Source organism: Kribbella sp. NPDC051952 (genome assembly GCF_040680855.1).
In the GTDB taxonomy this organism is placed as follows: Bacteria; Actinomycetota; Actinomycetes; order Propionibacteriales; family Kribbellaceae; genus Kribbella.
Window position 1 is genome coordinate 40,953 of sequence record NZ_JBFAXQ010000001.1, and the last position, 24,695, is coordinate 65,647.

At 67.5% G+C, this 24,695-nt stretch carries 21 protein-coding genes; 4 read left to right on the forward strand and 17 right to left on the reverse strand.

Features of this window, described 5'->3' with window-relative positions:
• Position 1: 1 nt before the first annotated feature.
• The 12 genes from AB0L70_RS00185 to AB0L70_RS00240 form a co-directional block, all read right to left on the reverse strand.
• Entirely contained in the window at positions 2-814 is an 813-nt protein-coding gene (locus tag AB0L70_RS00185; RefSeq protein ID WP_363678268.1) for a carbohydrate ABC transporter permease, read from the reverse strand.
• Positions 811-1,761 (reverse strand): sugar ABC transporter permease, encoded by a 951-nt coding sequence (locus AB0L70_RS00190; protein WP_363678269.1) that lies wholly within the window; start codon positions 1,759-1,761, stop codon positions 811-813. Before AB0L70_RS00190 ends, AB0L70_RS00185 begins: the two co-directional genes overlap by 4 nt.
• Positions 1,758-2,570: an inositol monophosphatase family protein gene (locus AB0L70_RS00195; protein ID WP_363678270.1), complete on the reverse strand. Its 813-nt coding sequence runs from the start codon at positions 2,568-2,570 to the stop codon at positions 1,758-1,760. The genes AB0L70_RS00190 and AB0L70_RS00195 overlap by 4 nt, the downstream gene beginning before the upstream one ends.
• A gap of 97 nt (positions 2,571-2,667) precedes the next feature.
• Positions 2,668-3,366, reverse strand: coding sequence for an MgtC/SapB family protein (locus AB0L70_RS00200; protein WP_363678271.1), 699 nt, complete (start codon positions 3,364-3,366; stop codon positions 2,668-2,670).
• Positions 3,367-3,385: 19 nt separating this feature from the next.
• Positions 3,386-4,405 carry a 2-hydroxyacid dehydrogenase gene (locus tag AB0L70_RS00205; RefSeq protein ID WP_363678272.1) on the reverse strand — a complete coding sequence of 340 codons (1,020 nt, stop codon included), beginning with the start codon at positions 4,403-4,405 and terminating at the stop codon, positions 3,386-3,388.
• Positions 4,402-5,865: an FGGY-family carbohydrate kinase gene (locus AB0L70_RS00210; RefSeq protein ID WP_363678273.1), complete on the reverse strand. Its 1,464-nt coding sequence runs from the start codon at positions 5,863-5,865 to the stop codon at positions 4,402-4,404. Before AB0L70_RS00210 ends, AB0L70_RS00205 begins: the two co-directional genes overlap by 4 nt.
• A 243-nt stretch (positions 5,866-6,108) precedes the next feature.
• The gene (locus tag AB0L70_RS00215) at positions 6,109-6,909 is read right to left on the reverse strand and encodes a DeoR/GlpR family DNA-binding transcription regulator (protein ID WP_363678274.1); all 801 of its coding nucleotides are present in this window, start codon (positions 6,907-6,909) and stop codon (positions 6,109-6,111) included.
• Complete coding sequence (locus AB0L70_RS00220) at positions 6,906-7,523, reverse strand: histidine phosphatase family protein (RefSeq protein ID WP_363678275.1); 618 nt, start codon at positions 7,521-7,523, stop codon at positions 6,906-6,908. Before AB0L70_RS00220 ends, AB0L70_RS00215 begins: the two co-directional genes overlap by 4 nt.
• On the reverse strand, positions 7,520-8,887 hold the full coding sequence (locus AB0L70_RS00225; protein ID WP_363678276.1) for an FGGY-family carbohydrate kinase: 1,368 nt from the start codon (positions 8,885-8,887) through the stop codon (positions 7,520-7,522). The genes AB0L70_RS00220 and AB0L70_RS00225 overlap by 4 nt, the downstream gene beginning before the upstream one ends.
• 168 nt (positions 8,888-9,055) lie before the next feature.
• Entirely contained in the window at positions 9,056-9,289 is a 234-nt protein-coding gene (locus tag AB0L70_RS00230) for a hypothetical protein (protein ID WP_363678277.1), read from the reverse strand.
• Between the two features lie 289 nt (positions 9,290-9,578).
• Positions 9,579-12,209: a hypothetical protein gene (locus tag AB0L70_RS00235; protein WP_363678278.1), complete on the reverse strand. Its 2,631-nt coding sequence runs from the start codon at positions 12,207-12,209 to the stop codon at positions 9,579-9,581.
• Between the two features lie 66 nt (positions 12,210-12,275).
• The gene (locus AB0L70_RS00240; protein WP_363678279.1) at positions 12,276-12,509 is read right to left on the reverse strand and encodes a hypothetical protein; all 234 of its coding nucleotides are present in this window, start codon (positions 12,507-12,509) and stop codon (positions 12,276-12,278) included.
• A 168-nt stretch (positions 12,510-12,677) separates the two neighbouring features.
• Here AB0L70_RS00240 and AB0L70_RS00245 point away from each other — a divergent pair, with 168 nt between their 5' ends.
• Positions 12,678-14,090 (forward strand): glycoside hydrolase family 43 protein, encoded by a 1,413-nt coding sequence (locus AB0L70_RS00245; RefSeq protein WP_363678280.1) that lies wholly within the window; start codon positions 12,678-12,680, stop codon positions 14,088-14,090.
• Here AB0L70_RS00245 and AB0L70_RS00250 read toward each other — a convergent pair.
• From AB0L70_RS00250 to AB0L70_RS00265, 4 genes are read right to left on the reverse strand one after another with little or no spacing between them, the layout of a single operon-like run.
• Positions 14,062-17,856 (reverse strand): hypothetical protein, encoded by a 3,795-nt coding sequence (locus AB0L70_RS00250; RefSeq protein WP_363678281.1) that lies wholly within the window; start codon positions 17,854-17,856, stop codon positions 14,062-14,064. The genes AB0L70_RS00245 and AB0L70_RS00250 overlap by 29 nt on opposite strands.
• A gap of 2 nt (positions 17,857-17,858) precedes the next feature.
• Entirely contained in the window at positions 17,859-18,680 is an 822-nt protein-coding gene (locus AB0L70_RS00255) for a carbohydrate ABC transporter permease (RefSeq protein WP_363678282.1), read from the reverse strand.
• The gene (locus AB0L70_RS00260; protein ID WP_363678283.1) at positions 18,677-19,606 is read right to left on the reverse strand and encodes a sugar ABC transporter permease; all 930 of its coding nucleotides are present in this window, start codon (positions 19,604-19,606) and stop codon (positions 18,677-18,679) included. Before AB0L70_RS00260 ends, AB0L70_RS00255 begins: the two co-directional genes overlap by 4 nt.
• Complete coding sequence (locus AB0L70_RS00265; RefSeq protein ID WP_363678284.1) at positions 19,603-20,883, reverse strand: extracellular solute-binding protein; 1,281 nt, start codon at positions 20,881-20,883, stop codon at positions 19,603-19,605. Before AB0L70_RS00265 ends, AB0L70_RS00260 begins: the two co-directional genes overlap by 4 nt.
• A 311-nt stretch (positions 20,884-21,194) precedes the next feature.
• On the opposite strand from AB0L70_RS00265, the gene AB0L70_RS00270 reads away from it, so the two are divergent.
• Positions 21,195-21,902, forward strand: a complete 708-nt coding sequence (locus tag AB0L70_RS00270; protein WP_363678285.1) for a hypothetical protein — start codon at positions 21,195-21,197, stop codon at positions 21,900-21,902.
• Between the two features lie 136 nt (positions 21,903-22,038).
• Positions 22,039-22,803 (forward strand): hypothetical protein, encoded by a 765-nt coding sequence (locus AB0L70_RS00275; RefSeq protein WP_363678286.1) that lies wholly within the window; start codon positions 22,039-22,041, stop codon positions 22,801-22,803.
• Here the strand turns inward: AB0L70_RS00275 and AB0L70_RS00280 are convergent.
• Positions 22,763-23,491, reverse strand: coding sequence for a winged helix-turn-helix domain-containing protein (locus AB0L70_RS00280; RefSeq protein WP_363678287.1), 729 nt, complete (start codon positions 23,489-23,491; stop codon positions 22,763-22,765). The genes AB0L70_RS00275 and AB0L70_RS00280 overlap by 41 nt on opposite strands.
• A gap of 65 nt (positions 23,492-23,556) precedes the next feature.
• Here AB0L70_RS00280 and AB0L70_RS00285 point away from each other — a divergent pair, with 65 nt between their 5' ends.
• Positions 23,557-24,690, forward strand: a complete 1,134-nt coding sequence (locus AB0L70_RS00285; protein WP_363679929.1) for an MFS transporter — start codon at positions 23,557-23,559, stop codon at positions 24,688-24,690.
• Positions 24,691-24,695 lie beyond the last annotated feature (5 nt).

Sequence of the window (24,695 nt, forward strand, 5' to 3'; positions counted from 1 at the left end):
GTCATCCCTTCAACGCTCCCTGGGTGATACCGCCGACGATGTAGCGCTGGGCGATCAGGAAGATCAGCAGCATCGGCGCGAGGACGAGCAGCGTGCCGGCCATGATGGTGCCCCAGGCGGCCAGCCCTTCCTCGTCCTTGAGGATCAGCAGACCGACCGGCAGGGTCCGCATCGACGCGGTGTTGGTGACGATCAGTGGCCAGACGAAGTTGTTCCACTCCTCGACCGCGGTGATCACGACGACGGTGATCAGCATCGGCCGTGACATGGGCAGCACCACCCGCCACAACGTGCGCAGATGTCCGGCGCCGTCCACTGCGGCCGCATCGGTCACCTCCGTCGGCAACGTGAGGAAGTGCTGGCGCATCAGGAACGTCGCGAACGCCGACCCGATGCCGGGGATGATCAAGCCGGCATACGTGTTGATCCAGCCGAGTGTTGCCACGGTCAAGTAGTTCGGCAGCAACGTCACGTGGCCCGGCACCATCATTGCCCCGAGCACCAAGAAGAACAGCACCTTCTTGAACGGGAAGCGTAGATAAGCGAACGCGTACGCCGTGAGTACGGCGTTGGCCACCTTCAGCACCGTCCCGGCGACCGTGATGATCGTCGAGTTGAGGAAGAACCGGTCGAACGGCGCGGCCTTCCACGCCAGGCTGAAGTTCTCCCAGGTGAAGTGCGGCCACCAGGCCGGCGGCCACTGATAGATCTCGGCCGGCTGCTTGAACGCGGTCGACAACAGCCAGTACAGCGGTCCGAGGAAGACGGCCGCCACCCCGACCAGTACGACGTACTGCAACGCGCGAACCTTCATCGGTAGTGCACCCGCCTCTCCATCACCCGGGCCTGCACCGCGGTGACGACCAGCAGGATCACGAACATGATGATCGACAACGTCGCCGCGCGACCTGCGTTGAAGGCCTGGAAGCCCTCGTTGTAGATCGACCAGCTCAGCGTGGTGGTGGCATCACCAGGGCCACCACCGGTCATCACCGCGATCACATCGAAGGCCTGGAAGGTCCCGATGACGGTGGTGATGAGCAGGAAGAAGGTGATCGGGGCAAGTAACGGCAGCTTGATCGCCCGGAACCGGGTCCACGTCGAAGCCCCGTCGATCGCGGCCGCCTCGTCGAGCTCCTTGGGCAGTCCCTGCAGACCGGCCAGGTAGATGAGGGCGGCGAAGCCGACGTTCTTCCACAGGTAGACGATGACGAGGCCCGGGAGCGCCCAGTCGGAGTTGTTCATCCAGTCTGGCGGTTCGGCGCCGAACGGCTCGATCAGCGCCCGCATCAGGCCGTAGCCCGGGTCGAAGATGAACAGCCAGATGGTCGCGACCGCGGCACCGGACAGGATGTGCGGCGCGAAGGCGATCGTCCGGACCGCACCGCGTCCCTTCAACGGCAGGTTGAAGAGGAACGCGAGCGCCAGCCCGATCACCAGGCTGCCGACCACGATCAGGCCGGTGAAAACGATGGTGATCCACAAGGTCTTGTGGAAGGCGGGATCGGTCAGCGTCCGGCCGTAGTTCGCGAGTCCGACGAACTTCGGCCGGGCCGCGATCATGTTCCAGTCGGTCAGGCTGAGGAACGCGTTGTAGATGATCGGCCAGTACGCGAAGACGGCGATCACCAGCAGGTTGGGCGCGACGAGCAGGGCGAACAACCCGTACTCACGCCGCCGCCGGCGCCTTCGCTGATCATTGCCAACGGCAACCTTGCGTTCGTCCGGATGGGTCCGGACCGGCAGGTCCAGTGCAGTCACACCGGCCTCCTCGGGATGGGTTGGGAGAGCAACTCGGTCAGAGCAGAGGCCAGTCCGGGCTCGGCGGCCAGAACGCCTGCTGGGAAGGGAGTTCCGGGCCCGGCGATGACCTGGGCACCGGCCTCACGTGCGATCAGGGCACCGGCGGCGATGTCCCATGGCTGGATCACGTGTTCGTAGTAGGCATCCGCCGTACCGTCGGCGACCGAACACAGATCAAGGGCGGCGGACCCACCCCGCCGTACGTCCCGTACGGCGGGCAGCACGCGGCGAAGGTGATCGGCTTGTTCGGCGCGACGGTCCGACAGGTACGAGAAGCCCGTGCTCACCAACGCGGCGGCGAGCTCGACCTCCCGCGGCGGACCCAGTACGACGTCGTCGCAAAGAGCACCACCGTCACGGACCGCAGACCAGGTCGTGCCGGTGCGAGGCTGGTGAACCACGCCCACCAGTGCACCGGCTTCGTCTCGCACCGCGATGGAGACACACCAGTCGAGGCGGCCGTAGAGGTAGTTCACCGTGCCGTCCAGCGGGTCGATCACCCAGGTCAGGCCGGTGTCGGACGACCGTACGGCGCCCTCTTCACCCAGGAGGCCATCGCCTGGCCTGGCCGCGCTCAGACCGTCGGTGATCAGCTTCTCGGACGCCCGGTCGGCGACGCTGACCGGATCACTGGCAGAGGTCTTCGTCTCGACACCCGGGGCGTCGATCGACAGACTCGACCGACGGGCCATCAGTTCCTCGCCGGCCGCGATCGCCAGCCGGGTGGCCAGCGCGCGGAGGTCGGTGAGCAACGAAGAGTTCGGCACGTCGGTGAAATTATCACCGATTCATGGTGTCGTATAGAGAATCCGTGTGATTTTCTCATCGAAATCACACAAAGATCACATCCGGCCTGGGTGGGGCTCAGTCTTCATCGTCGTCGTTGCGCAGCCGGACGCCGGTGACGCCGTCGAGATCGTCGAGTGCGATCACAAGGTTCTGCAGCGGCGGCCGGCCGGTGAACCGCATCGAGGCGCGCACCTGCGGCCGCGCGCCGTCGCGATGGACCTCGGTGCCGAGCACCGAGGCCTCGAAGCCCATCGACGTCGCAGTCGCCAGGATGGACCGGAGTACGCCGGCGCCGTCGTCGTACCGCACTGTCACGATCCGCCGCCGGTCCGGCGACGGCAGGAACCGGCCCAGCCGGCTGAACGGACCGACCGCGATCAGATGCAGCAAGGTCGCGGCGACCGCGAGCACCGGCATCCCTGCACCGCAAGCCATCCCGATCGCCGCGGTCATCCAGATCGTTGCCGCGGTGGTGAGCCCGCGGACGACATCGCGGCGCATGAAGATCACCCCGGCGCCGAGGAAGCCGACGCCGGAGACGACCTGCGCCGCGATCCGGGACGGGTCGAGGTTGACATCCGTACCGAGGACGGCGTCGAAGCCGAAGCCCGAAACAAGCGTGAAGAGCGCGGCCCCGGTGCCGACCAGCGTGTGCGTCCGCATCCCCGCGCTCTTCTGCCGCACCTGCCGCTCGATGCCGATGACCATCGACAACACGAACGCGATCAGAAGCAGCAGCAGCTCGGTCCAGGTGGTGGATGTTGCCAACTTCATGGAGTCTCCTGTGCCCCGACTAGGCGGAGACCAGTCCTACCGGGTCCTTCCCGGCGAGGTACGCGGCAACCGCTTCGGCGGCGATCGAGCCGGCTCGAAGGGCGGTCTGCTTGGTTGCACCGGCCAGGTGCGGGGTCATCACAATATTTGGTGCCGTCAGCAACCGACTCCCCGCGGGCACCGGCTCGGCCGGGAAGACGTCGAAGGCGGCCGCACCGAGCTGGCCGGACTCCAGCGCATCCACGGTCGCATCGTAGTCGAGCAGGCCGCCGCGAGCCGTGTTCACGAGTACGGCGCCTCGTGGCATCAGCGCGATCTGGTCGGCTCCGATCATGCCGCGGGTCTGGTCGGTCAGCCGGGCGTGCAGGCTGACCACGTCGGACCTTCGCAGCAGGTCCTCGAGTTCGACCAGCTCGATACCTTCAGGAGCCTTGTCGACAAAGGGATCCGCGACGAGGACCTGCGCGCCGAAGGCAAGCATCACCCGGGCGACTCGTTGCCCGATCGCGCCGTACCCGATCAGGCCGACCGTCGAGCCGTCGAGCTCGAGGCCGCACTCGTCGTACGCATAGAGGTCACTGCGCCACTCCCCCTGCTCGAGGGTGCGTTGCAGCCGAGGGAGGTTGCGTAGGGCACCCATCGTCAGCGCGATCGCATGTTCGGCGGCGGCGGTTGCGTTGCGTCCGGGCGTGGAGGCAACCATGATCCCGCGTTTGGTTGCCGCCGGCACGTTGACGTTGACCGGCCCGCCGCGGCAGACGACCAGGAACTTGAGGTCCGGTGCGGAGCCCAGCACCCGCTCGGTGAACGGACCCATCTGGGTGATCGCCAACTCGACCCCGGCCAGGGCCTCGATCAACTGGTCCTCGGCATCACTCGCCTCGTCCACCTCGGCGACCCGTCCGTACGGCGTGAGCGGCCAGGGCAGCGTGACCTCGCGGAAGTCGAAGCTGACGTCCTCGAGGGAGGACAGCGCCTTGACGAGAAGTTCGTTCCGGACGAAGTGGTCACCCGCGAGCAAAGTCGTGACGGTTCTCATTGAACTCCTGGAGTAAAAGTGGGTGCTGGGTCGGACCAGCGCGGGCGGGCCGCCTCGATCCGGCGCAGGTAGTGGTCGTATCCCTCGGCGTAGAAGGCTGCGTGGGTCGGGTCGGGATCGACCTGACGGGTCTCCGCGATCCATCCCGGTCCGGCGCTGTCCGGGTCGATCGCGCGGCGGGCGCAGATCACTGCACCACGCGCGGCTACCTGCTCGGCCTCTGCAGTGTGGAGGGGCGCGTTGAGGACGTCCGCGAGGATCTGGGTCCATTCCTTGCTGCGGGCACCTCCGCCGCAGACGGTCACCCGGCCGGTCCAGCCCGCAGCGTCCAGGCAGTGGCGGGCGGCGTACGCGATGCCTTCGCAGGTGGCGCGGATGAGGTCGGCCGTTGTGGTGGAGACGGAGAGGCCGTCGATGGTGCCGCGAGCGCGGGTGTCTACGAAGGGGGCTCGCTCGCCGGCTTCGGAGAGGTAGGGGAGGACGGTCACGCCGTTTGCGCCGGGTGGGCTGTCGGCCAGGAGTTTGGGTAGGTCGTCGGTGCCGACCCCTACTAGGGCGAGAACTCGGTCGAGGGCCGCCGTACCAACCATGGCGGGCATGGCTCGGAGCCAGACGCCTGGGGTCCAAGTGCCTAGGAAGAGGCCGGCGGGTTCGTCGTCGACGGGTAGGTCGCGGGTGACTACCTGGCAGGCGAGGGTGGTGCCTACGGTCAGGAGGGCGTCGCCGGGTTGGTCGACGCCTACGCCGGCGGCCGCGGCCGGGAGGTCGTACGGTCCCGCGGAGACTCTGGTGCCTGGGGCCATGCCGGTTTGCTGGTTGCGAAGCTCGCCGACGGGTCCCGTTGGTGCGACGGGAGCCAGGAGGTGTTTGAGGTTGGCGAGGCCGGTTGCTGTCAGGGCCTCGTCGTCGTACTCGTTGGTGCGTGGGTCGAGGAAGGGCGCGGAGGCGTCTGACACGTCGGTTGCGCGGACGCCGGTCAGTTGTTGCATGACGACGTCTTTGCAGTACGCCGCGGTGCCGGCTCGGGCGATGACGTCGGGCTCTTCCGCGAGTACGGCGGCTAGGAGAGGGCCCGAGGCGCCGGGGAACATGCGGTTGCCGGAGCGCCGGAAGACGTGCTCGGCTACGCCATCGGTGGTCCAGCGGCCGAGGATGGTGCTGCTGCGGGCGTCCAGCCAGGAGATGGCCGGGCGGGTGGGGGTGCCGTCGGGGTCGAGTAGCCAGAGGCCGTCGCCTTGGGCGGTGATCGCCAGTACGCCGGGATTGGTTCCTACTGTGGCGGCCAGCTCGGCGATCACTTCGTTGACTGAGGCAACGACCTCCTGGGTGTCGTGTTCGAAGCGGCCGGTTGACGGGCGGACCAGGCGGGTGGGCCGGGATGCCTCGGCCAGTGGGCGACCGGTCTCGTCGAAGGCAACAGCTTTCGTGACTGTGGTGCCAACATCCACCCCAACGTCCATACGCCCCTCCTCCACTACCTCAACCAGCTGTCCGTGGGTTCACATGAAAGAAAGAAGAAGCCGCCTCGGAGGTAGCTGAGCTGAGCTTGCCGGGCGCAGAGGCGTGCGGCGAGCTGAGCTTGCCGGGCCCAGAGGCGGGCGGCGAGCTGAACTTGACGGGCCCAGAGACGGGCGGTGAGCCGAGCTTGCCGGGCCCAGAGGCGGGCGGTGAGCCGAGGCGATCTCGGGCGGGGTTGGGCGCGGTCATAGTTTGGCTACTTCTACGTTGGCGCCGGCGTCGCGTAGGGGGGTGATCAGGTCTTCGGGCGTTTTCTCGTCTACTACGACTACGTCGAAGTCCGTCAGCGGGGCCAGGCGGTGTAGGGCGGTGCGTTGGAGTTTGGCGTGGTCGACCAGGAGGACCTTGGTTTTGGCGGCTCGCAGCATGGCGCGTTTGACCAGGACTATTTCCTCTTCCTGGTGGAACGCATGGGTCGGCGACACCGCGGAGACCGAGCAGAAGAGAAAGTCGGTGTGCAGGGCCTCGACGGCTTCCGCGCACGGCATGCCGCCGAAGGAGTCGTGGGTTGGTGAGTAGATCCCGCCCAGAGCAAGGAGAGTGATGTCGCGGAGCTCGGCCAGCTTGCTGATCGCGGGGAGGAAGTTCGTTGCCACCGTCAACGGAGTGATGCCCTCGAAGAGCTCGACCAACGCGAGTGCACTGGTCGAGTCGTCGAGCATCACCGACATCCCGGGCTCGATCATCGCGCGGGCGTGCCGGGCCAGCGCCGCCTTCTCGGCGGTCGCGGTGTTCAGCCGGTACGCCACGTTGCTCTCGAACACGCTCGTCGGCTGCGCGCTCACCCCGCCGCGGTACTTGCGCACCACGCCTTGGCGCTCGAGTTCGTCCAGGTCGCGGTGCACCGTCATCACGCTCACCCCGAACGCCTCGACCAGATCGTTGGCCGAGACCGAGCCGTGCTCGACGACGTACGCCGCGATCTCTGCCTGCCGGCGGGCGGGTCGGCTCAGTTCGGTGGTGTCACCGTCGACATCCGATGTCATGCCAGGGTCTCCAAACGTCGTGCTGGAAGGTTGTACGCCTCGAGACCCACTGTGCCGTCCTGCCACCGGAAACGCACCAGCGCCGCGGGACCGAGCGCAGGAAGCAGTCTGCGGTAGTCGTTCAGCCGCAGCCCCAGCACCCTGCACACGAGCAGCCGGATGAGCGTGTTGTGAGCGACGACGAGCACCTTCTGTCCCTCGTGCCGGCGCCCGATCTCCGCGAACACCTCATGCGCCCGATCAGCCGCTTCGGCCGGATCCTCACCACCAGGAAAGTGGTCGCGGACCGGGTCGAGCTGGAACGCCTTCGCCACCGCCGGCGGCAGTTCGCCCAGCATCTTGCCCTCGGCCGAACCGAAGTCGACCTCCCGCAATCGCCCGTCGACGGTCGGCTCCAGGTCGAGCGCCCGCGCGGTCGGCGCGACACTCTGCCGAGCCCGGAGCATCGGTGAACACCACAACGCGTCCGGCCCGAAGTCGGCCGCCCACTCCCTCAGATGCTCCGCCTGCCGTACGCCGACCTCGTCGATCGGAAGGTCCGTGGAGCCGGTGTACCGGTTGCCGTGGTGCCATTCGGTTCGCCCATGCCGGGCCAGCACGATCGTGGTCCTCATCCGCGGTACCCCCGCCGGTCCAGCTCGGCAACGAACTCGCCGTACAGCTCATCAAGCGATTGTTGGCGCGGTTCGAGTACGTGATCCACGCGGACCATTCTTCTCGCCGTCTCGGTGAGCCCGGCGCCGGCAGCTGCGGCCAGGACGGCCATGCCGAAGGCCGGGTCCGGCACAGCCGGGAGCTCCACCGGTACGCCGAGGACGTCGGAGCGGAGCTGATTCCAGTAGCCGCTGCGGGTTGCGCCACCGGTCAGCGAGACCGAGCGGACCGGGTCGGCGCCGAGGCTGACCAGGTGCTCGAAGGCGAGTCGCTCGATGAACGCGACTCCTTGCAGCACACCGGCGTACGTGTGCAGGTCGTCAGGAGTCGCGCCGAGGGTGAAGCGTTCGGCCTGGGGTGCGACGAAGGGGAACCGTTCGCCGGTCTTGGTGATCGGGTAGATCGCCGCGTCGATCGGGCCCAGGGCGCGGGCTGCCTGGTCGAGCGCGTCGAGGTCGGCGCCGGGCAGGAGCTCGGTGAGTACGCCGGCGCCCGTGCTGGACGCGCCGCCGGGAAGCCAGCCACCGTCCGGGTGGCGGTGGCTGTAGACGGCGCCGGTGGGGTCAACGAGCAGGTCTTTACTGACGCCTTTGAGGACGAGTGTCGTACCGAGGACCGAGTTCCAGGCGCCGGGAGTGAGGGCGCCGGCGGCGATCTGGGCGGCACAGCCGTCGGTCATGCCGGCGTAAACCGGGACGCCGGCGGGGGTGCGGCCGAGTTCGGTTCCGGGGAGGACGACGTCGGGGAACGCGGTGCTCGGGAGACCGAGCTTGTCGAAGGCGGCGGTCGGCCAGGTGTTCGCGATCAGGTCGTACCCGGTTTTGAGCGCGTGACTGGTGTCGGTGGCGACCGGATGGCCGACGAGATGGGCTGCGACGAAGTCGGCGCTGTGAACGACTCGATGGTTCGCGAGGTCATAACCGTCCGCGACCAGGTCGAGGATCTTCGGGAGCGCCCAGGTCGGTTGCATCGCGGTCGCCCAGCGGTCCGGGTCGGCGTCCACGATGCGATCGCGACGGGCGGCCGCGCGGGCGTCGTCGTACATGAGTGCCGGGGTGACCGGGCGGCCGGCGAGGTCGGTCAGGAGGAAGGTGCCGGACGTGGAACAGATGGAAAGGCCCTCGATCGGGCCTGACGTAACCTCGGTGAGGAGCACATCGACGGCGTCGAGCCAGGACTGGGGGTCCTGCTCATGCCGTGCGCCGCCGCGGTGGCTGGTGAGTGGACGGCTTGCGTGCGCGAGGACGGCACCATCGACGTCGGCCAGTACGGCGCGCACACTTTGCGTGCCGAGGTCGATGCCGATCCAGCCAGGTCCCACCACGCAACGCCTCCCAGATCAGTGTTATCTACGCTGATAACATAACACCAGAAGACGATAAGAACGCGCCACCCTTCGACCGAACCCGGCCAGCCCCATCGCTACAACTACCCCGGACGTGGTTCGGCTCCCGCTGCTGGGTAGCAGGCGGGAGCCGAGGGAAGCGGTGTGTCAGGAGTGCATGAGGACCATGGCGGGATCGACGGCGGCGAGCTCGAGGCGGCCGGCGTCGACAGCCCCGTAAGCGCCGATCGGACCGATGGCCGGGCGACCGTTGCGGTTCAGCCAGAAGCCCCAGCCGACCGGCGCGTCCGGCCACTCAGGGTCGGGCTCCCAGCCCGGCGGCGGGCGCCAGGTGTCACTCGGCGGCTCAGGCCAGTCGGGTGGTGAGTTGAATCGGTGCACGAGCGGGTCCCTCCGGATTCCCCAGCGATCCGCTGATCGAGAACTGTCTGACAGATCAACGACCTGGCTCGCCGGGTGTTACGGCTAAATCTTCGTAAAGTTTCACCCGGCTCACAGGGACACATCACACCATCAGCATCGTGGTACGGCAAGCATCCGCTCACCAGGCGGACTGCACGTGCATCCGCATCGGCTTTCGTTGCCTCGTCCACAGATCACAGCGGTTATCCACAGATAAAGGGCATTCCGCTCGTTGCCTACGGCGTGTAACTGGAGCACATACCGCGCGTCACAGGTCTGCCAACCGATCGGCGACCCGGTGGTGATCGGTGAGCGCCTGGGTCAGCTCGTACCCCAAAGCTCGATAGGCCTCGAAGTCCCACTCGTCGTAGAACTGGTCGCCGGTGGTCCGCCGCGGGAAGTCCGCGTGCTCGACGGCGTACTGCTCCAGGTCCCACTCGAGGTGACCGGCCAGCACCGCCTTCACGAAGAAGATCTCGGTCTTGTACGGCTTCTCGTCACCGTCGACCAGCGGATGCGTCGCGATGCCGTAGGCCCAGGGCCGGTCCGCCCGCGGCTTCGACCCGCGGATCATCGGCGCCGGGTCGATGTCGACCTGGATCCCGTGATCCATCCGCGCGGTCGCGATCGCCTCGGCCAGTGCGGTGAACCGGTCCTCGGCGTCGTTCGACGCGTCGATCACGATCACCTGCGCGGGCTTGCGACGCAGCGCCTCGACCAGCCCGAGGTTGTCGTAGTGCCCGCCGTCGGTGACGTAGATCCGGCGCTCGTACATCGACGGTGAACCGACCGCCTCGTGCAGCAACCGATACGGACCGGGCTTGTCGATCACGCTTCCGACGTACCGGCGGATCTTCGGGAAGAAGCCTTGGACGTCGGGGAACGCGGGCTGGTCGTGGTTGTTCCAGTACGGGTTCGGCAGCCACACACCCAGCCGCGCATTCAGTACGGCGAGCAACAGCCGGACCGGTCTGGTCCGCCCGTTCACCCGACCGGTCAGCGGGCTGAGTGCGGCACCACTGATCGCCATCGCGGCCGGCACCGTCACTTCGCGCTTCAGTACGTCGGCCTCCCGCTCGTAATCGTCCGTGAGACGACGCCCACCGTCCGGCAGCGACCTGTCCCCCACGATCCCGATCCGCTCGGCGTCGAAGATGAACGGGACGCAGTCGCGCTGCGTCGGTACGAAATCCGCGTCCTCGACGTTCGCGACGCCGGCGATGACGAGCTGTGGACCGCCCTCGACCGGCTTCGCCCACTCCGAGTACCGCAGCCGCAGGTGATAGTCGAGCGCGACCGCCGGACCGTTCGGCTTCCGCTCGACCAGGAACGCCCGCGACAACCGCTCCCGATAGAAGGAGTGCAGCGAGGTCCGGTTCGCGTCGGTGAGCACCTTGATCGCGACGGCGATCCCGGCCAGGATCCAGGCGACGTTCCAGTCCTGGTACGTCGGGTCGATCGCGTAGCCGCCGGTCCAGCGCAGCAGAACGATGATCGCGGCGATCACGATGATCGCGCTGCCGGCCCATGGCGCGAGCTTGGTCCGCGCGAACGAGAGCAGCCGGGCGCGGATCCCGGTCGCCGCCTTCCCCTCGACCGCGAGCCCGTTCCACACCGACCGGCCGAGACCGATCAGGACGATGACCAAGGCACTGAACGACGCGACACCCTGTTTCGTTGGATCGACCAACGCCAGCAAGGCGGACGGCAGACTCGAGTCGCCGGGCAACTGGCCGAGCAGGTAGAGACCACCCGGTACGCCGAGCAGCAGGACCGCGACGGGTACGCCGTACTTGAGGGTGAAGTTGCCGATCGTGGTCAGGATCGTGCGGACGACATCGGGCATCCGCGCCCAGCGATCCCACACCTTCTCGATCACGAATGTCGCCGCACTGACCGCGAGCAGGAACACCGACAGGATGATGAAGGACCAGGAGCCGTCCGGCCGCCAGTAGACGTGGATCTCGGTGTACCCGCGGGTGATCACCTTCTGATCGGCGAGGAACCAGCCGAGCACCCACGCGATCGCGCGCAGCGTGATGCCGATCAGCAACAGGTTGACGACCAGTCCGAACAGCACCGACAGCGCGGCCCGGAACATCGCGCGACCGCCCGCCAACAGGTAGCGGGTCTGCCGCCGCAGCCTCGCCAGCTCTGGGGATCCGGACGAGAACGGATCCGTGCAGGTACGGCGCAGGACATGGAAGGCGGCCGCCATGTAACCGCCGCCGCTGACACCGATCACCGTCGATGCCTTGTCGTACAGGCCTCGCTCGCGGAGGAGCTGGAGTGCGCCGAGACAGAACGACGCCGACCGGATGCCACCACCCGAACACGTGATCACGAGCCGGCCGGTGTCCTTGCCGTCGATCGGAGGCCGCCGGAAGGTGGCCGGCGGCTCGGGCTCAACGCCGTACAACTTCTGCTGGCCGAGGCGGCTCGTCGCGAACAGGGACACCGCGAGTACGAGCGCACCGACCAGACCGAGCGCCCGCATCAGCCAGGTGATCGTGCCGATCGAGAGATCGGCGCAGGATTGGTTGAGGTCGTTCCACAGGGTGAGGTCTTCGACCACGTCGAGGATGGCGGCGGCGATGACCAGCAGCGCCCCGACTGCCGCGATTCGCTGCCAGGATTGGCGATTGACGAACTTGACGTACTTGTAGGCCCGGTACGCCGCGTAGACGTAGGCCATGATGAACAACCCGTCGACCAGCAGCGAGAGCCGACCGGGCACCTCACAGACGGCCCCCGGCACGGCTTCGTGCACTGCGGAGCGCATCGGCCATTGGACGACCGCGAGTACGACGGCGATCTGAAGGGTCCTGGTGAAGGTCCGGCGCCGGCCGATCTGCTCGATCGTCGCGTTGCCGGTGGTGCCGCCTGATTCCCCGAGCATCGCCCCATGATGCCGGTCGCTCACCCGCCCGGCCAGGGATCGCGCCCAGTAGTTGCCGAGCCTTGATCAGGCGGCGGCGGTCTGCGCGCTGATCCGGGCCGGGAGGGTGCCTGCGGCAAGCGCCTGGTCGAGGGCGGCCAGTTCGGTGCACGCCCGGGACAGCGCTTCGGCCTGCGTCCGGCAGCCGTCGGCGTACCAGAACGGGTCGTCGGGCTGACGGTCGTCAGCGTCGTCGATATCGGCATACCAGCAGTCGCGCCCCTGACAGTGGTAGTGCACGACCCGGACCTTGAGCTTCATGTGCCCTACGACGCCGGTCGGTGAGTGGCGGTTCCGCGGGGTGTTTCGATCCTGATGTGAAGGGTTTACAACGATGGTAAATGTGGCATAGAACAGCAAACCCAACCAACCCTCGCTTCACCCGGGGTGAGGGCTTGGACCGACGCCCCACGGTTCGAGAGGTGTGCCATGAGGTTTCTTCGCGCTGCTCTCTGCACGATGCTCGCCGTCCTGCTGACCGGCGTACTGGCCGGTCCGGCACCTGCCGTCGAACCACAGGAGCATGTGGTGGCTTCACAGAACTTCCGGAATCCGGTGAATCCGTCGGCGGATCCTTCGCTGATGTTCTACAACGGGAAGTACTACGTTGCGACCACTCGTGGCGACCGGATCGGGATCTGGTCCTCGACGAGTCTCGCGACGCTGCTGGTGCAGCCTGAGCAGGTGGTGTGGCGGGACTCGGACACGAGCCGGAACACGCAGATGTGGGCGCCGGCGTTCCGCCATGTCGGGAGCCGTTGGTACATCTACTACACCGCCTCTGACGGCGTTGATGCCAACCACCGGATGTACGTGCTCGAGTCGGCCGGCGACGACCCGCTCGGCCCGTACACCTTCAAGGCGAAGATCGCCGACTTCGGCGAGTATGCGATCGACGGCGAGCCGATCACCGTCAACGGGCAGCAGTACTTCGTCTGGACCGGACCGGGCCGTGGTCAGGGTGGACCGGCGCAGCTGTACATCGTCCGGATGAGCAACCCCTGGACGGCCACCGGCGACCGGGTCGCGATTCCGGCCGACGGCGGCTGCACCGAAGTGCGGGAAGGGCCGACTCCGCTGTACGGCGCCGCGCGTACGTTCCTCACCTACTCGACGTGTGACACCGGCAAGCCGGACTACCAACTGTGGATGAAGAGCATCGCGAACGGCGCCGACCCGATGGTCGCGTCGAACTGGGTCCAGCATCCCGGCCCGATCTTCTCGCGCAACGACGAGACCGGCGTCTGGGGACCTGGCCACCACTCGTTCTTCAAGTCGCCGGACGGTAGCGAGGACTGGATCGCGTACCACGGCAAGAACACCAGCACCTACACGTACTCGTACCGGACGACGCGCGTACAGAAGATCACCTGGAACGCCGACGGCACGCCCAACCTGGGCCGCCCGTTGGCAGCCGGCGCCACCCAGACCCTGCCCTCCGGCGATCCGGGTTCCTCCAACTACTGGATCAACGACACCGACGCGACGGTTGCGTACGCCGGTGCCTGGAGCTCCGGCTCGGGCTGCGGCAATCAGTGCTTCTGGGGCAACGACCACTGGAGCAACGCGGTGAACGCCACGGCAACCATCAGCTTCACCGGCACCCGGGCCGCCCTCCTCAGCGTCGCCGATGTCGGCAACGGTATCGCCGCCATCTCCGTCGACGGCGGCGCCGAGCAACGCATCGACTACTACAGCTCGATCCGCGTCGGCGAGCAGCTGATGTACATCACCCCGGTCCTGCCCGCCGGCCCGCACACCTTGAAGGTCCGCGTCACCGGCGACAAGAACGCCGCCTCCAGCAATACCGTCATCAGCCTCGACCGGATCGAGGTGTACTGACCAGCGCTACCGGGCCGAGCAAACCTGAGGTGGTTTGGCCGGGGAAGACGAAATGCGTCGGGCTGACGGCGTTCAGGTACGGCGCTGCGGTGTTGAACACCTCGATCGCGAGGGTGTGGCGCCCTGGGGTGAACGAGGTCAGATCGAAGGTGTACGGCGAACAGAAGCGGTCGCCTGCGCTCACCCCGTCCACGAAGACTTCGGCGGTTCCTCGCACCCGGCCGAGGTCCAGGTGGAGGGCTTCGGCGGTGGGGAGATCGACCTCGCGCACGTAACGAACACCGCCGCTGAACTCGGACAGGCCGTGGTCTTCCCAGTTGCCCAACGGCATCCTCCCTCGACCGACCGTCGCCCGGATCGGGCCGTTGAGGGCGGCCCCAGCTTCGTGACCGGGCGTGGTCAGGACCGTCAGTACGCAGACCTGACCACCGGCGCTCACCGCGGCGGTCAGCCGACCTGATCCGCTGGCCACCTGAGTCCCGTCGATCGCCAGAACGGCCTCGCCCGCGACGTCGAGTTCGACCGTGGTCGTGCCGGGTGGCAGGTCGAAGCGCAGGTGTTCGATCCGGTCCGGCGACGTCCGAGGTACGGCGAAAGTGACAGCCTCGACCGTGGAAACCTGCGGCTCGGTCGTGGTGGGCGTGGCGTCGAGCCAGGCGGCTGCGGGGAGTGGATGTGGGCGGCGGGTGAGGTACAGATCGGCCGGCGCGCGGTGCTGTGGCCGGCGTCGTACGGTCGGGAGGGCCGCGCTATCGACGGACGCCTGCCAGTCGTGGTCGGAGAACACCAGCCCGTCGACCAGGATCGGAGTTGGCCTGGTGACCTCGATCGTCACGGTGTTCTCGATCCCCGGTCGCAGCGCCGCGGCTGCGTCGTACCGGCGTACTCGCGGAGTCGTGCGCTCGTACGGCATGAAGCCGCCTTGACGGCCGACTTCCGTGCCGTTGACCAGCAAGCGGGCGGCGCCCCAAGCGGTGAGCGTCAGCTCGGTCTCCTCGGTCGGTACGACGGTAGTGCTGAAGCGGATCGCGGTTCCGGGGGCTGGTGGCTCTGCGGCTACGATCCATTCGGGCCGGCGGTAGGCTGCCGGATCGCGGACGAAGGCGACGTTGGCGCGCAGCGGGATGTCTTCCGAAGGGGTCAGCCGGAGTTCGAGCTGATGTATGCCGGCTCGAAGGTCAGTCTGGACCGAGCCGAAGTTGCCGCCCGCGTCGGAGATCGGCAGTGGCTGACCGTCGATCAGCAGCTCCTTGGCCGCGGGAGCTCCGACCACCACGGTCGACACCAGGTCCACTGCCAGCGTGAAGGTGGCAGTAAAGGAGACCGTGTTGCCTGCGGCAACCATACCGAAGTCCAGGAAGTCCTCCGGGACATGGCCCTTCGGTCCGAGGGCGTGGTGGTGGATGTGGTCCTTGTGGATTCCCAGCCGCTCGGAGTACTCCACCGGCTGACCCTCGATCAGACCATGCGGACCGAAGGTGGCCTGCGCCGGCAGCCAATCGGCTGATCCCTCGACTCGATGCTGGAGCGCCCACCGTTCGACGACAACCTCATCCGACGGGGACGATGCCGGCCAGGCGAAGTCACCCCAGGTGTTGTCCAGCGTGGGAATCAGCGCGACATCCCAGTCGCCATCCAGCGACGTCCGGCTCCACTCACCCGGCTCCTCGGCCACGGCCTCAGCGTTGCCCTCGGCAAACACGACCAGCGCGGCCGGACCAGCCTCAAAAGGCACGACGACCGACATGAACCCGCTATCCAGCTTATAGACAAGGGGTTTCGGTGTACCACCGAAGGGATCCACCAGAAGTGGCGGGCCTGGCGCGGCATCGACCCGGAGCGTCACCTCGCGGTGGTAGCGGTCGGGATCGAAGTCGTAGCCCACGCTCGCCCACTCGTGGCTGATCCCGCGTCCTACCGGTCCGCCGGCGATCCGGGTGGCACCCCACTCGGCGGCCGGCACGAACACGACCAGGGCGCCGTCGACCTCGCGGGTGAGGACCGGCACGTCCGCCTCGACCCGGCGCTGCACCCGGCTCAGCGCGGCCGGCACGTCGGCGGCCTCGGCCACCAGCACGACGTCGCCGCGATCCAGACGATCGGGAACGGTGCCGACAGCAACTACCAGACCTCCGGCGGCAACGAACTCTGCCAGCCGTTCCACCACAGCGTTCTCGAGAACGGTCGTCGCAGGCAGCACCACAGCCGAATAGGCCTCATCGGCAATGAACAACCGAGGTCCGTCGCCCACCTCGGCACCGGCCAGCGAGTCGTCATCGATCACGTCCGCGTCGATCCGCGCCCGATCGAGCACCCCGAGCTCGGGCGCGAACCAGGTGGCGTCGCCGATCAGCTCCCGGTACACCTCCTGCGCCCGCACACCGTCCGGGCCAGGCCCGTCCAGCCCGAGATCGGCCTGCGCCGTCGCGTTCGGGAACAGTACGGCGACCTCGCACACGTGCCGCCCCAACGACAGGGCAGCGCACAGCCGCGTCACGGCATCCGCGAACGACTTGTGGTGACGCCAGTACGGCTGTCGCCAGTCCGTCGAAGGCGGCGCCCACTCCCACCACCCGGCCCGGGTCGTGTAGTAGACCGCGTGCGGGTTGTAGAGCGTCGCCCCGGTCCGCAACCACGGCAACAGCCAGTCGAACGTCTCCTCCAGCGTCCCGCCCCACCCGGTCGAGTGGAACGCCTCGATCCACGTCCGCGGCCGCTCGTACAGATGGGCCAGGGACGAGTGGATCCGCGCATCCCCGTGGTGGTCCGAGCCCGGGGCACTGAACCACCGGTGCGTTCGCGCGTAGTCGGCGTACAGCTGGACGCCTTCGACCGGCCGCCCCGCCCGCGCCGGGTCCTGCTGGTCGCACCCGACGACCAGCCCGTGCTTCTCGTGCCACGCGTGCAGCGGCTGGAAGAACGCCTCCTCCGCCAACGCGGCCCGCAGCGCGTGATAGTCCCGCCGAACCTGACCGGCATCGGGTACGGCGGAATCCCACAGGGCGCCGAGCCGGTCCCGGAGGTCGTACCGGTAGCGGGTGCCGAACCGGTCGAGGAAGTCGGCCGACCAGTTCGGGACCGACGGTAGTTCGTCCTGGAACGACCCGACGACCACGCGGCCGAGCCGGTCCCCCAGCCGCCGCTCGAATTCCCCGTGCACCTGGTCGAGTAACGCCGTACAGGCTGTCGGGCTCAGGTAGTCGAACCCGTGGTCCGTCTCGTAGAACAAGGACAGCCGCGACTCCATCGGTGCCTCGCACTCCACGCCGTCGTCGGCGCAGGCCGTGACGGACGAAGCGCCGCCGTCCGTAGGCTCCAGCAACGCCGAGATCGCACGACCGCCGGCAGGACACCTCAGCTCCAGCCGCCCGGTCCCCGTCACGGTCAGCCGGTCGAGCCGTCGACCGGCGTACGCCGGCTGTCTGGCCACCAACCGTGCCTGGATGTCCGCGCCCGAGAACCCCAACTGGTCGTAGAACCACAGCGAGACGCCCAGCTCGGCCGCGTCGTCGCAGACCCCGAGGAAGATCTCCCACCACCGCTCGGAGAAGAACGCCGGATCGTCCGCGTCGCACCCGTGGTCTGTCCCGGCCGGCGCCAGATTCAGTACGACGAGTTGGTATACGCCACCCTCGACGAACCGCTCCAACTGCCACCGCAACCGCGCCGGGTCGAGTGGTTCACCGCTCCACCACCAGATCGGCGCGGGTGAGTATGCCCTGGGCGGATCGGCGAGGACCGCCGCCAGGCGGGGTGGGAGGGCCACAGTTATCCCTTCAGGCCACTGGAGAAGCCACGGATGACGTACCGCTGGAGGATCAGGAACACGACCAGGATCGGCAGGGCCGCGAGGACCAGGCCGGCCGCCACCAGGCCGTAGTTGGACGTGTATTCGTTGACGAAGGCAAAGACCCGGACCGGGACCGTCTCGCGGCCGGATCCACCGAGGTAGAGCAGTGGAGTGAAGAAGTCGTTCCAGATGTGAACGGCGTTGAGGATCAGCACGGTGCCGGTGATCGGGCGCAACAACGGGAAGATCACATGGGCGAACGCCTGCAGATGCGAGGCTCCGTCGATCAGGGCCGCGTTGGTGTAGTCGGCGGGCAACGAGCGGATGAAGCCGGTGTACAGGAAGACCGTGAAGGGCAGCTGGATCCCGGTGTAGAAGAGGATCATGCCCTGGTACGTCCCGAGCAGACCGAGGTTGTTGACCAGCTGGTACAGCGGAATCATTCCGAGCTGGAACGGCAGGATGATGCCGACCAGGAACAGGATGTAGAGGCTGTAGCTGAGCCGCGACGCCGTCCGGGCCAGGAAGTACGCCGCCAGTGAGCCGAGCGCGATCAGCACCAGCACACTGGTCACGGTGATCAACGTGCTGTTCAGCAGCGCGGACCCGAGGTCGGCCGACTGCCAGGCCTCGCCGAAGCTCCCGAAAGAAGGAGGCGAAGGCAACGACAGCGGCTTGTTCGCGATCTGTCCCGGATCCTTGAACGCCAACGTGACCAGCGCGTACACCGGGAAGAGGAACGCGATCGCCACCGCGATCATCAGGATCTCGAGTGCGAAGGTGCGCGGGCGGTACTTCATGCCGTCGTCTCCCTCGATCGCAGGTACCCGATCTGGATGAACGACACCGCCGCGACGAAGATCGCGAGTACGAGCGCGACTGCCGTGCTGTAGCCGAACTTCCCGAAGACGAAGGCCTGTTTGTACAGGACCGTCGACAGGGTGTCCGTCGCGTAGCCCGGCCCGCCGTTCGTCATCGCGATGATCTGCGTGAACAAGGTCAGCCCGCCCACCGTCGACAGCATCACGTTGATCGTCACCGCCGGTGCGAGCAACGGCCAGGTGATGTGCCGGAACCGCGCCAGGATCCCGGCGCCGTCCACCATCGCGGACTCGAGCAGCTCCTGCGGGACGCCTTCCAGACCGGCCAGGAAGATCACCATCGAGTACCCGGCGCACTGCCAGATCACCGTGAACGCGACCGACCAGATCGCCAGCGACGGATTACCGAGCCAGTCCTGTCGCAACGAGCCGAGCCCGATCGCGTTCAGCGCGGCGTTGAGCCCCGCGTCCGGAGCCGGGTTGTAGACGTACTTCCACAGGAACGACACCATCACCGGACTGACCACGACCGGCGCGAAGAAGATCACCCGCAACACCATCCGGCTCTTGATCCCGGTATGGACGCCGAGCGCGAGCAGCAACCCGATCCCGTTCTGGACGACGACGATCGCGATGGTCAGGAACAACGTGTTGCGCAACGCCCCGAGAGCCTGGTCGTCGTGGAACAACTGCGTGAAGTTGTCCACGCCGACGAACGAACGCTGGGCGCCGACGCCGGACCAGTCGGTGAACGCCGACCCCGCACCGGACAGCGCCGGATACAGCACCACCAGCGCATAGACGAGCAACGCCGGCACCGCGAACCACCAGGGCGGCACGATCCCGCTGCGACGCCGGGGGGCTTTGACGGCGTCGCGGCGTACGACCTGTGCGGTTGCCGTCATGCGGACTTCCGGTAGGCCTCGTCCATCTTCTTCAACGCACCCTGGACCGTGGTCTTGCCGCCGAGCAGCTCTTGTACGACGGCGAAGTGCGTCGGCTGTACTTCGGCATTCGGCCAGCGCTGGTCCATGAACGGAACGGCCTTGTTGTCCTTCAGATACGGCAGGAACGACGTCAGCACCGGGTCCACCTTGGCGTCACCCTCGGAGTACAGCGGCACGCACGCGACCGCTTCGGCCCAGGCATTGACGTTCTCCGGCTGTCCGCAGTACTCGATGAACTTCTTCGCCTGCTCGGCCTTCTTGCTCTTCGCGCTGACCGCGATCCCGACCACCACGCCGCCGGGGATCCAGTTGTCGGCGGCAACATCCGTCGCCGGGAACGGGAACATGCCCAGGTCGTCCGGCGTCGGCGACGCGGCCCGGAACGCCTGCAGGACGGCGGACACCTGGACGGCCATCGCGGCCTTGCCGGTGCCGACCATCGAGGTCGCCTGCTCGTACGTCGTACCGTTCGGGTTGTCGTTGAAGAAGCCCTTCTTCTGCAGCTCCAGGTACTTGTCCATCGCGTCGGCCCAGCCGGAGTCGGCGAACGACGCGCTGCCGGCGGTCATCTTGTCGTCGAAGTCGGGCGTCTTCGCATAGACCGTGCCGGGGACCAGCGCATAGTCGATCAGCTGCGTCACCCACGGCGTCTGTGCGCCGAGGGCGATCGGCACGATGCCCTTCTTCTTCAGCTTGTCGCAGACCGACAGCAGCTCCGACCAGGTCGTCGGGATCTCGACGCCGGCGCTCGCGAACGCCTTCTTGTTGTAGATCGCGCCGAGCACGCTGGTGCCGGGCGAGAAGATGAACGTCTTGCTGTCCTGCTGGAAGGCGCCCTTGAAGCCGGTCGGGATCTTCTGCGTCCAGGACTGGGAGCTGAGGTCGGCGAGCAGGTTGGCCTTGCTCAGCTGGACCATCGACATCGCGCTGCCGTTGCCCGGGTAGACCGCGTGCAGGTCGGGTGCGTTGCCGGCCGCGAGTTGTGCCCGGAGCGCGGTCTGCAGCTGGTCGGCGGGTGAGAACGAGAGGTTGAAGTCGAAGCCGGAGTTCGCCTTCTTGTAGTCGTCGAGCGCCTCGCGCAGGCCGGCCTCCTGGCTGCCGGCGCCGATCACCTTGAGCGTGCCGCCGGACGACGACCCGCCGTTGCCGCCGCAGGCCGCCAGTGTGCCGACCGCGGCGGCGCCACCCATGAGTTGGAGGAGACGCCGCCGGCTGACGGATTGATCGAGTGCCATGGTTCCTCCTGAGCGTCCAGCGCTGAGATACCGCCAGAGAGTGTGAAGTAACCGCGAGATCGTGTTACTTTTGTCACGCGGGACGCTACGGACGGCCCGGGAGGGTGTCAAGACCTTCTTGAAAGGATTCAGTCGGACTCGACGCGAAGACCGGCGTGTCCCGGTTTTTGGGCTCGTGCCCGCCTGGCCTGAGAAGATGGCGCCGTGCCCGTCACCGCCACTCTCGATCCGGCCAGTACGCCGTACCCCGTGCTGCCGACCGGCGGTCCCACCACGGCCTCCCCGCGTCCGAAGCAGGGAGCGGTGCCCAGGTGAAACGTGTACTCCTGACCGGCCTGCTCGTGCTGGCCGTCGCTCTTGGCGTTGGCGGCGGCTATTTCGCCGGCGACTACCTGGACCGCCCGCTCCCCAGCGCCTCCGGCGACGCCTCGCCCCTCGGCAACCCACCGACGCCGAGCCCCAGCGAGCCGTCCCTACCGGTCAAGACCCCCATCGCCAGCAACGTCCCACCCCTGGAAACCGGCCTCGACTACGTCCGCCACCTCTTCACCGTCACCCCGAAGGGCCAGCCATCGGTCCAGCTCTCCCTCAAAACCCCTGAAGGCTGGACCATCAGCCGCAACCCGAAGGAACCCGGCGAGGTCAAATACCTCGATCGACTGAAAGAACGCGGCGTCCGCGTCGAGGCGGTCGAACCACTGGCCCTGACCCCCGCGGCCGCACAGCAGAAGTTGATCGTCGGCCTGCGTCAGAGCCAGCCGCCGGAGAACGACCTGAAGATCCTCAGCCGGACCACCGAGGAGATCGAGGGCGAGGACGGCGGGCCCCGGACAGTCGCGACGCTGATCTACACCTACATCCCGATCCAGACCCTCCGCTACGTGGTCGTCCGCTGGATCGCGCTGCCCGGCGACGAACGTGCCGCGGTGGAGATGAGCATCACCGGCCTCCCCCAGGACGCCGACGGGCTCGCGGAGGTTCTGCGCGAGGCCACCACGACGGTTCACCCGACGGGCTGAAACCGGCGCGACGCCGACCGGGGCGGCCTGGGAGAATAACGTCGGGTGTTTGACGAAATTGTTACCTGGGCGACGCAACCTTGCCGGGGGCCCGAAGGTCAACTTGTCGTAGGGAAACTGGGGAGGTGGGGCAGGCGTGGCTCGTCGGGGGACTGTGGGCGCTTTGCTGACGTCAGGGCTGGTCGCGATGATCGCGATCGGCGGAGCCGGTGGGTACGGCGTCGGTCTCTTGACGACGACCGATCAGTCGGCGGCCGCGACGGGGACGGCGGCGGCACCGCTCGGGGGACCCGGATCCTCGAGCCCGACGCCGACCGCGACCCCCTCGCCGACACCGCCGCGCAAGGTGACGTACGACGACTCGCCGGCCCTGAAGGCGGACGACCTCAAGTACAAGACCCGGTCGTTCACCGTGAAGAACGTGGTGAAGTCGGCGGTCTCGGTGCGCGTGCCGTGGAACTGGGACTTCACCCAGCCCGATCCGCCGACGACCGGACGCTTCACCGACCCGACCCACAAGCGCTGGCTCCGGCTCGAGGCCGGCTTCACGATCAGGCGTCCGCCGGCCGAGTCGATGCAGGTCCGGATCGGCGAACTGAACCGCCTCCCCGCCGACCAGAGCCTGAACATCCTCTCCCAGGACGTCGAGGGCAACGCCGCCACGCTGGCCTACACCTACGTGCCACCCAAGGAGCAGTCGCCGGAAGGCGTCCTGCGGTACGTCGTGGTGCGCTGGGTCGCCGACGACAGCGGCAACTGTGCCGTCGAGATGAGCTCCACCGGCCTCCCGCAGGACAAAGAAGCGCTGCTGGCCGTCCTCGACCGCGCCGCCGACAGCGTGCGCCGCGAGGACAGCCCGCTCACAGCAGGTGGGACATCCCGGTTCGGCCAGCGTCCGTGAGGTCCACGGCTCGTTGGCGCGGCCTGCGACGTACCCAATCGCGTTCCAGCAAGGAATGAGCGACCGCGGCGCCGAGCCCGCCGGCCAGGTGGTGTCGTTGCTCGCTCCAGTCCACACAGAACCTCAGGAGCTTCCGGCGCGACCCCTGACTCGACAGGTCGACTCCCAGCTCACCGAAGACCTCTGTGGCTGAAGGGCCAAGGACATAAGGGCCATCGGGTAGTTGCTGGGCCAGCGGGTCGTCCGGGCGGCGCTCTGTTCCTGCGCCGCCATCCGTGCGCTTCAACGCGTTCCGCCGTACCAGGCCTTCCAGCAGGGTCACGCCGAGGCGACCGGCCAAGTGGTCGTAGCAGGTGCGGGCCTCGCGGAGGGCTGCGGCCTTGGTGCTCTGGCGGAGGGACTTGATCGGCTGCGGCCTCGCGATCCGGGCTACGGCCTCGACTGCTTCGGCTACCTCAGGTCCGGCGAGTCTGTAGTACCTGTGTCGGCCGGACCGCTCCATCTCGAGCAGTCCGCCGTCCAGCAGCTTGTGCAGGTGCGCACTGACCGTCTGCGGCGACACACCAGCCTCAGTCGCGAGCAGTGAGGCCGGCAGCGCCCGCCCGTCGGCCAGCGCGATCAGGACCTTCGCCCGCGCAGGCTCGGCCAGCAAGGCCGCCGCACGGGCTACATCGGCATCTCCGTCCATGACTCCATGCTCACACCACCACACTTCGACACAACCCGAAGTTTTCCGATGAAAGCGTGGAAAGCATGTTGCTCGCCCTGCTCTGCGTCGGAATCTTCCTGGTCCAGCTGGACGTGACAGTGGTCAACGTGGCCCTGCCGTCGATCCGGACCGGACTCGACACCAGCCTGGCCGGGCAACAGTGGGTCGTCGCCGGGTACATGATCACTCTGGCCGGGCTGCTCCTCGTCTGCGGTTGGCTGGGCGACCGGATCGGTCACCGGCGTGTAGTCCTCACAGGGCTCGCCGTCTTCGGTCTCGCGTCACTCGGCTGCGGTGCGGCCACGAACATCGAACTACTCGTCGCAGCACGCGCCGTACAAGGCGTCGGCGCCGCACTGCTCCTCCCGGGCACCCTGGCCGTCATCACCGACCTGTACGTCGACAGTGGGTCCAGAGCACGCGCGGTGGGCATCTGGGCGGGCGCAGGTGCCCTGGCACTCCCCTCTGGCCCGTTGCTGGGTGGCGCTTTGGTCAGTGGGTTGGGCTGGCGGGCTGTCTTCCTCATCAACCTGCCGATCATCGCCGTCGGGCTACCCCTCGCGTGGCGACTCGTACCTCATGCGCAGAAGACGCATCAGCAGGCCAGGACCCGACTGCGGATCGGTGCGGACTTCATCGGTGCCAATGTGATCGCCGGACTGATGAACTTCGTCGGCCTCGGCACAGTCCTCGTGCTGACGCTCTACTTGCAGGAACACCTTGCCCACAAGGCATTCCAGGCCGGTCTGGAGCTCATCCCGCTGTTCCTGCCACTCGCGATTCTCGGACCGGTGTCCGGCCGGATCACCGCCCGCTACGGGCCTCGGCTGCCGATGACGATCGGGCTGGCCCTTGGTGCGATCGGTTCGGCCGGACTGCTCGCCGTACGCGATGACTCTGGTTATGCGGCCGTCGTACCGGTGGAACTCGGGCTGGGGCTCGGCATGGGGTTCCTGACCGCTGCCGTCGTACACGCCGCGGTCGCCTCGCTCCCGCCGGACCGCGCCGGCCTGGCCAGCGGGGTGAACAACACCTGCCGCCAGGCCGTGGGCGCTTTGGGCGTCGCGGTGTACGGCGCGACCGTCAGCCAGCACATGGTCAGCGGCCTGCACACCCTCGGCTGGATCGGGAGTGGACTGTGGTTGGTCGGGCTGGCCACCACGTGGTTGGCCGTGTAGCTCAG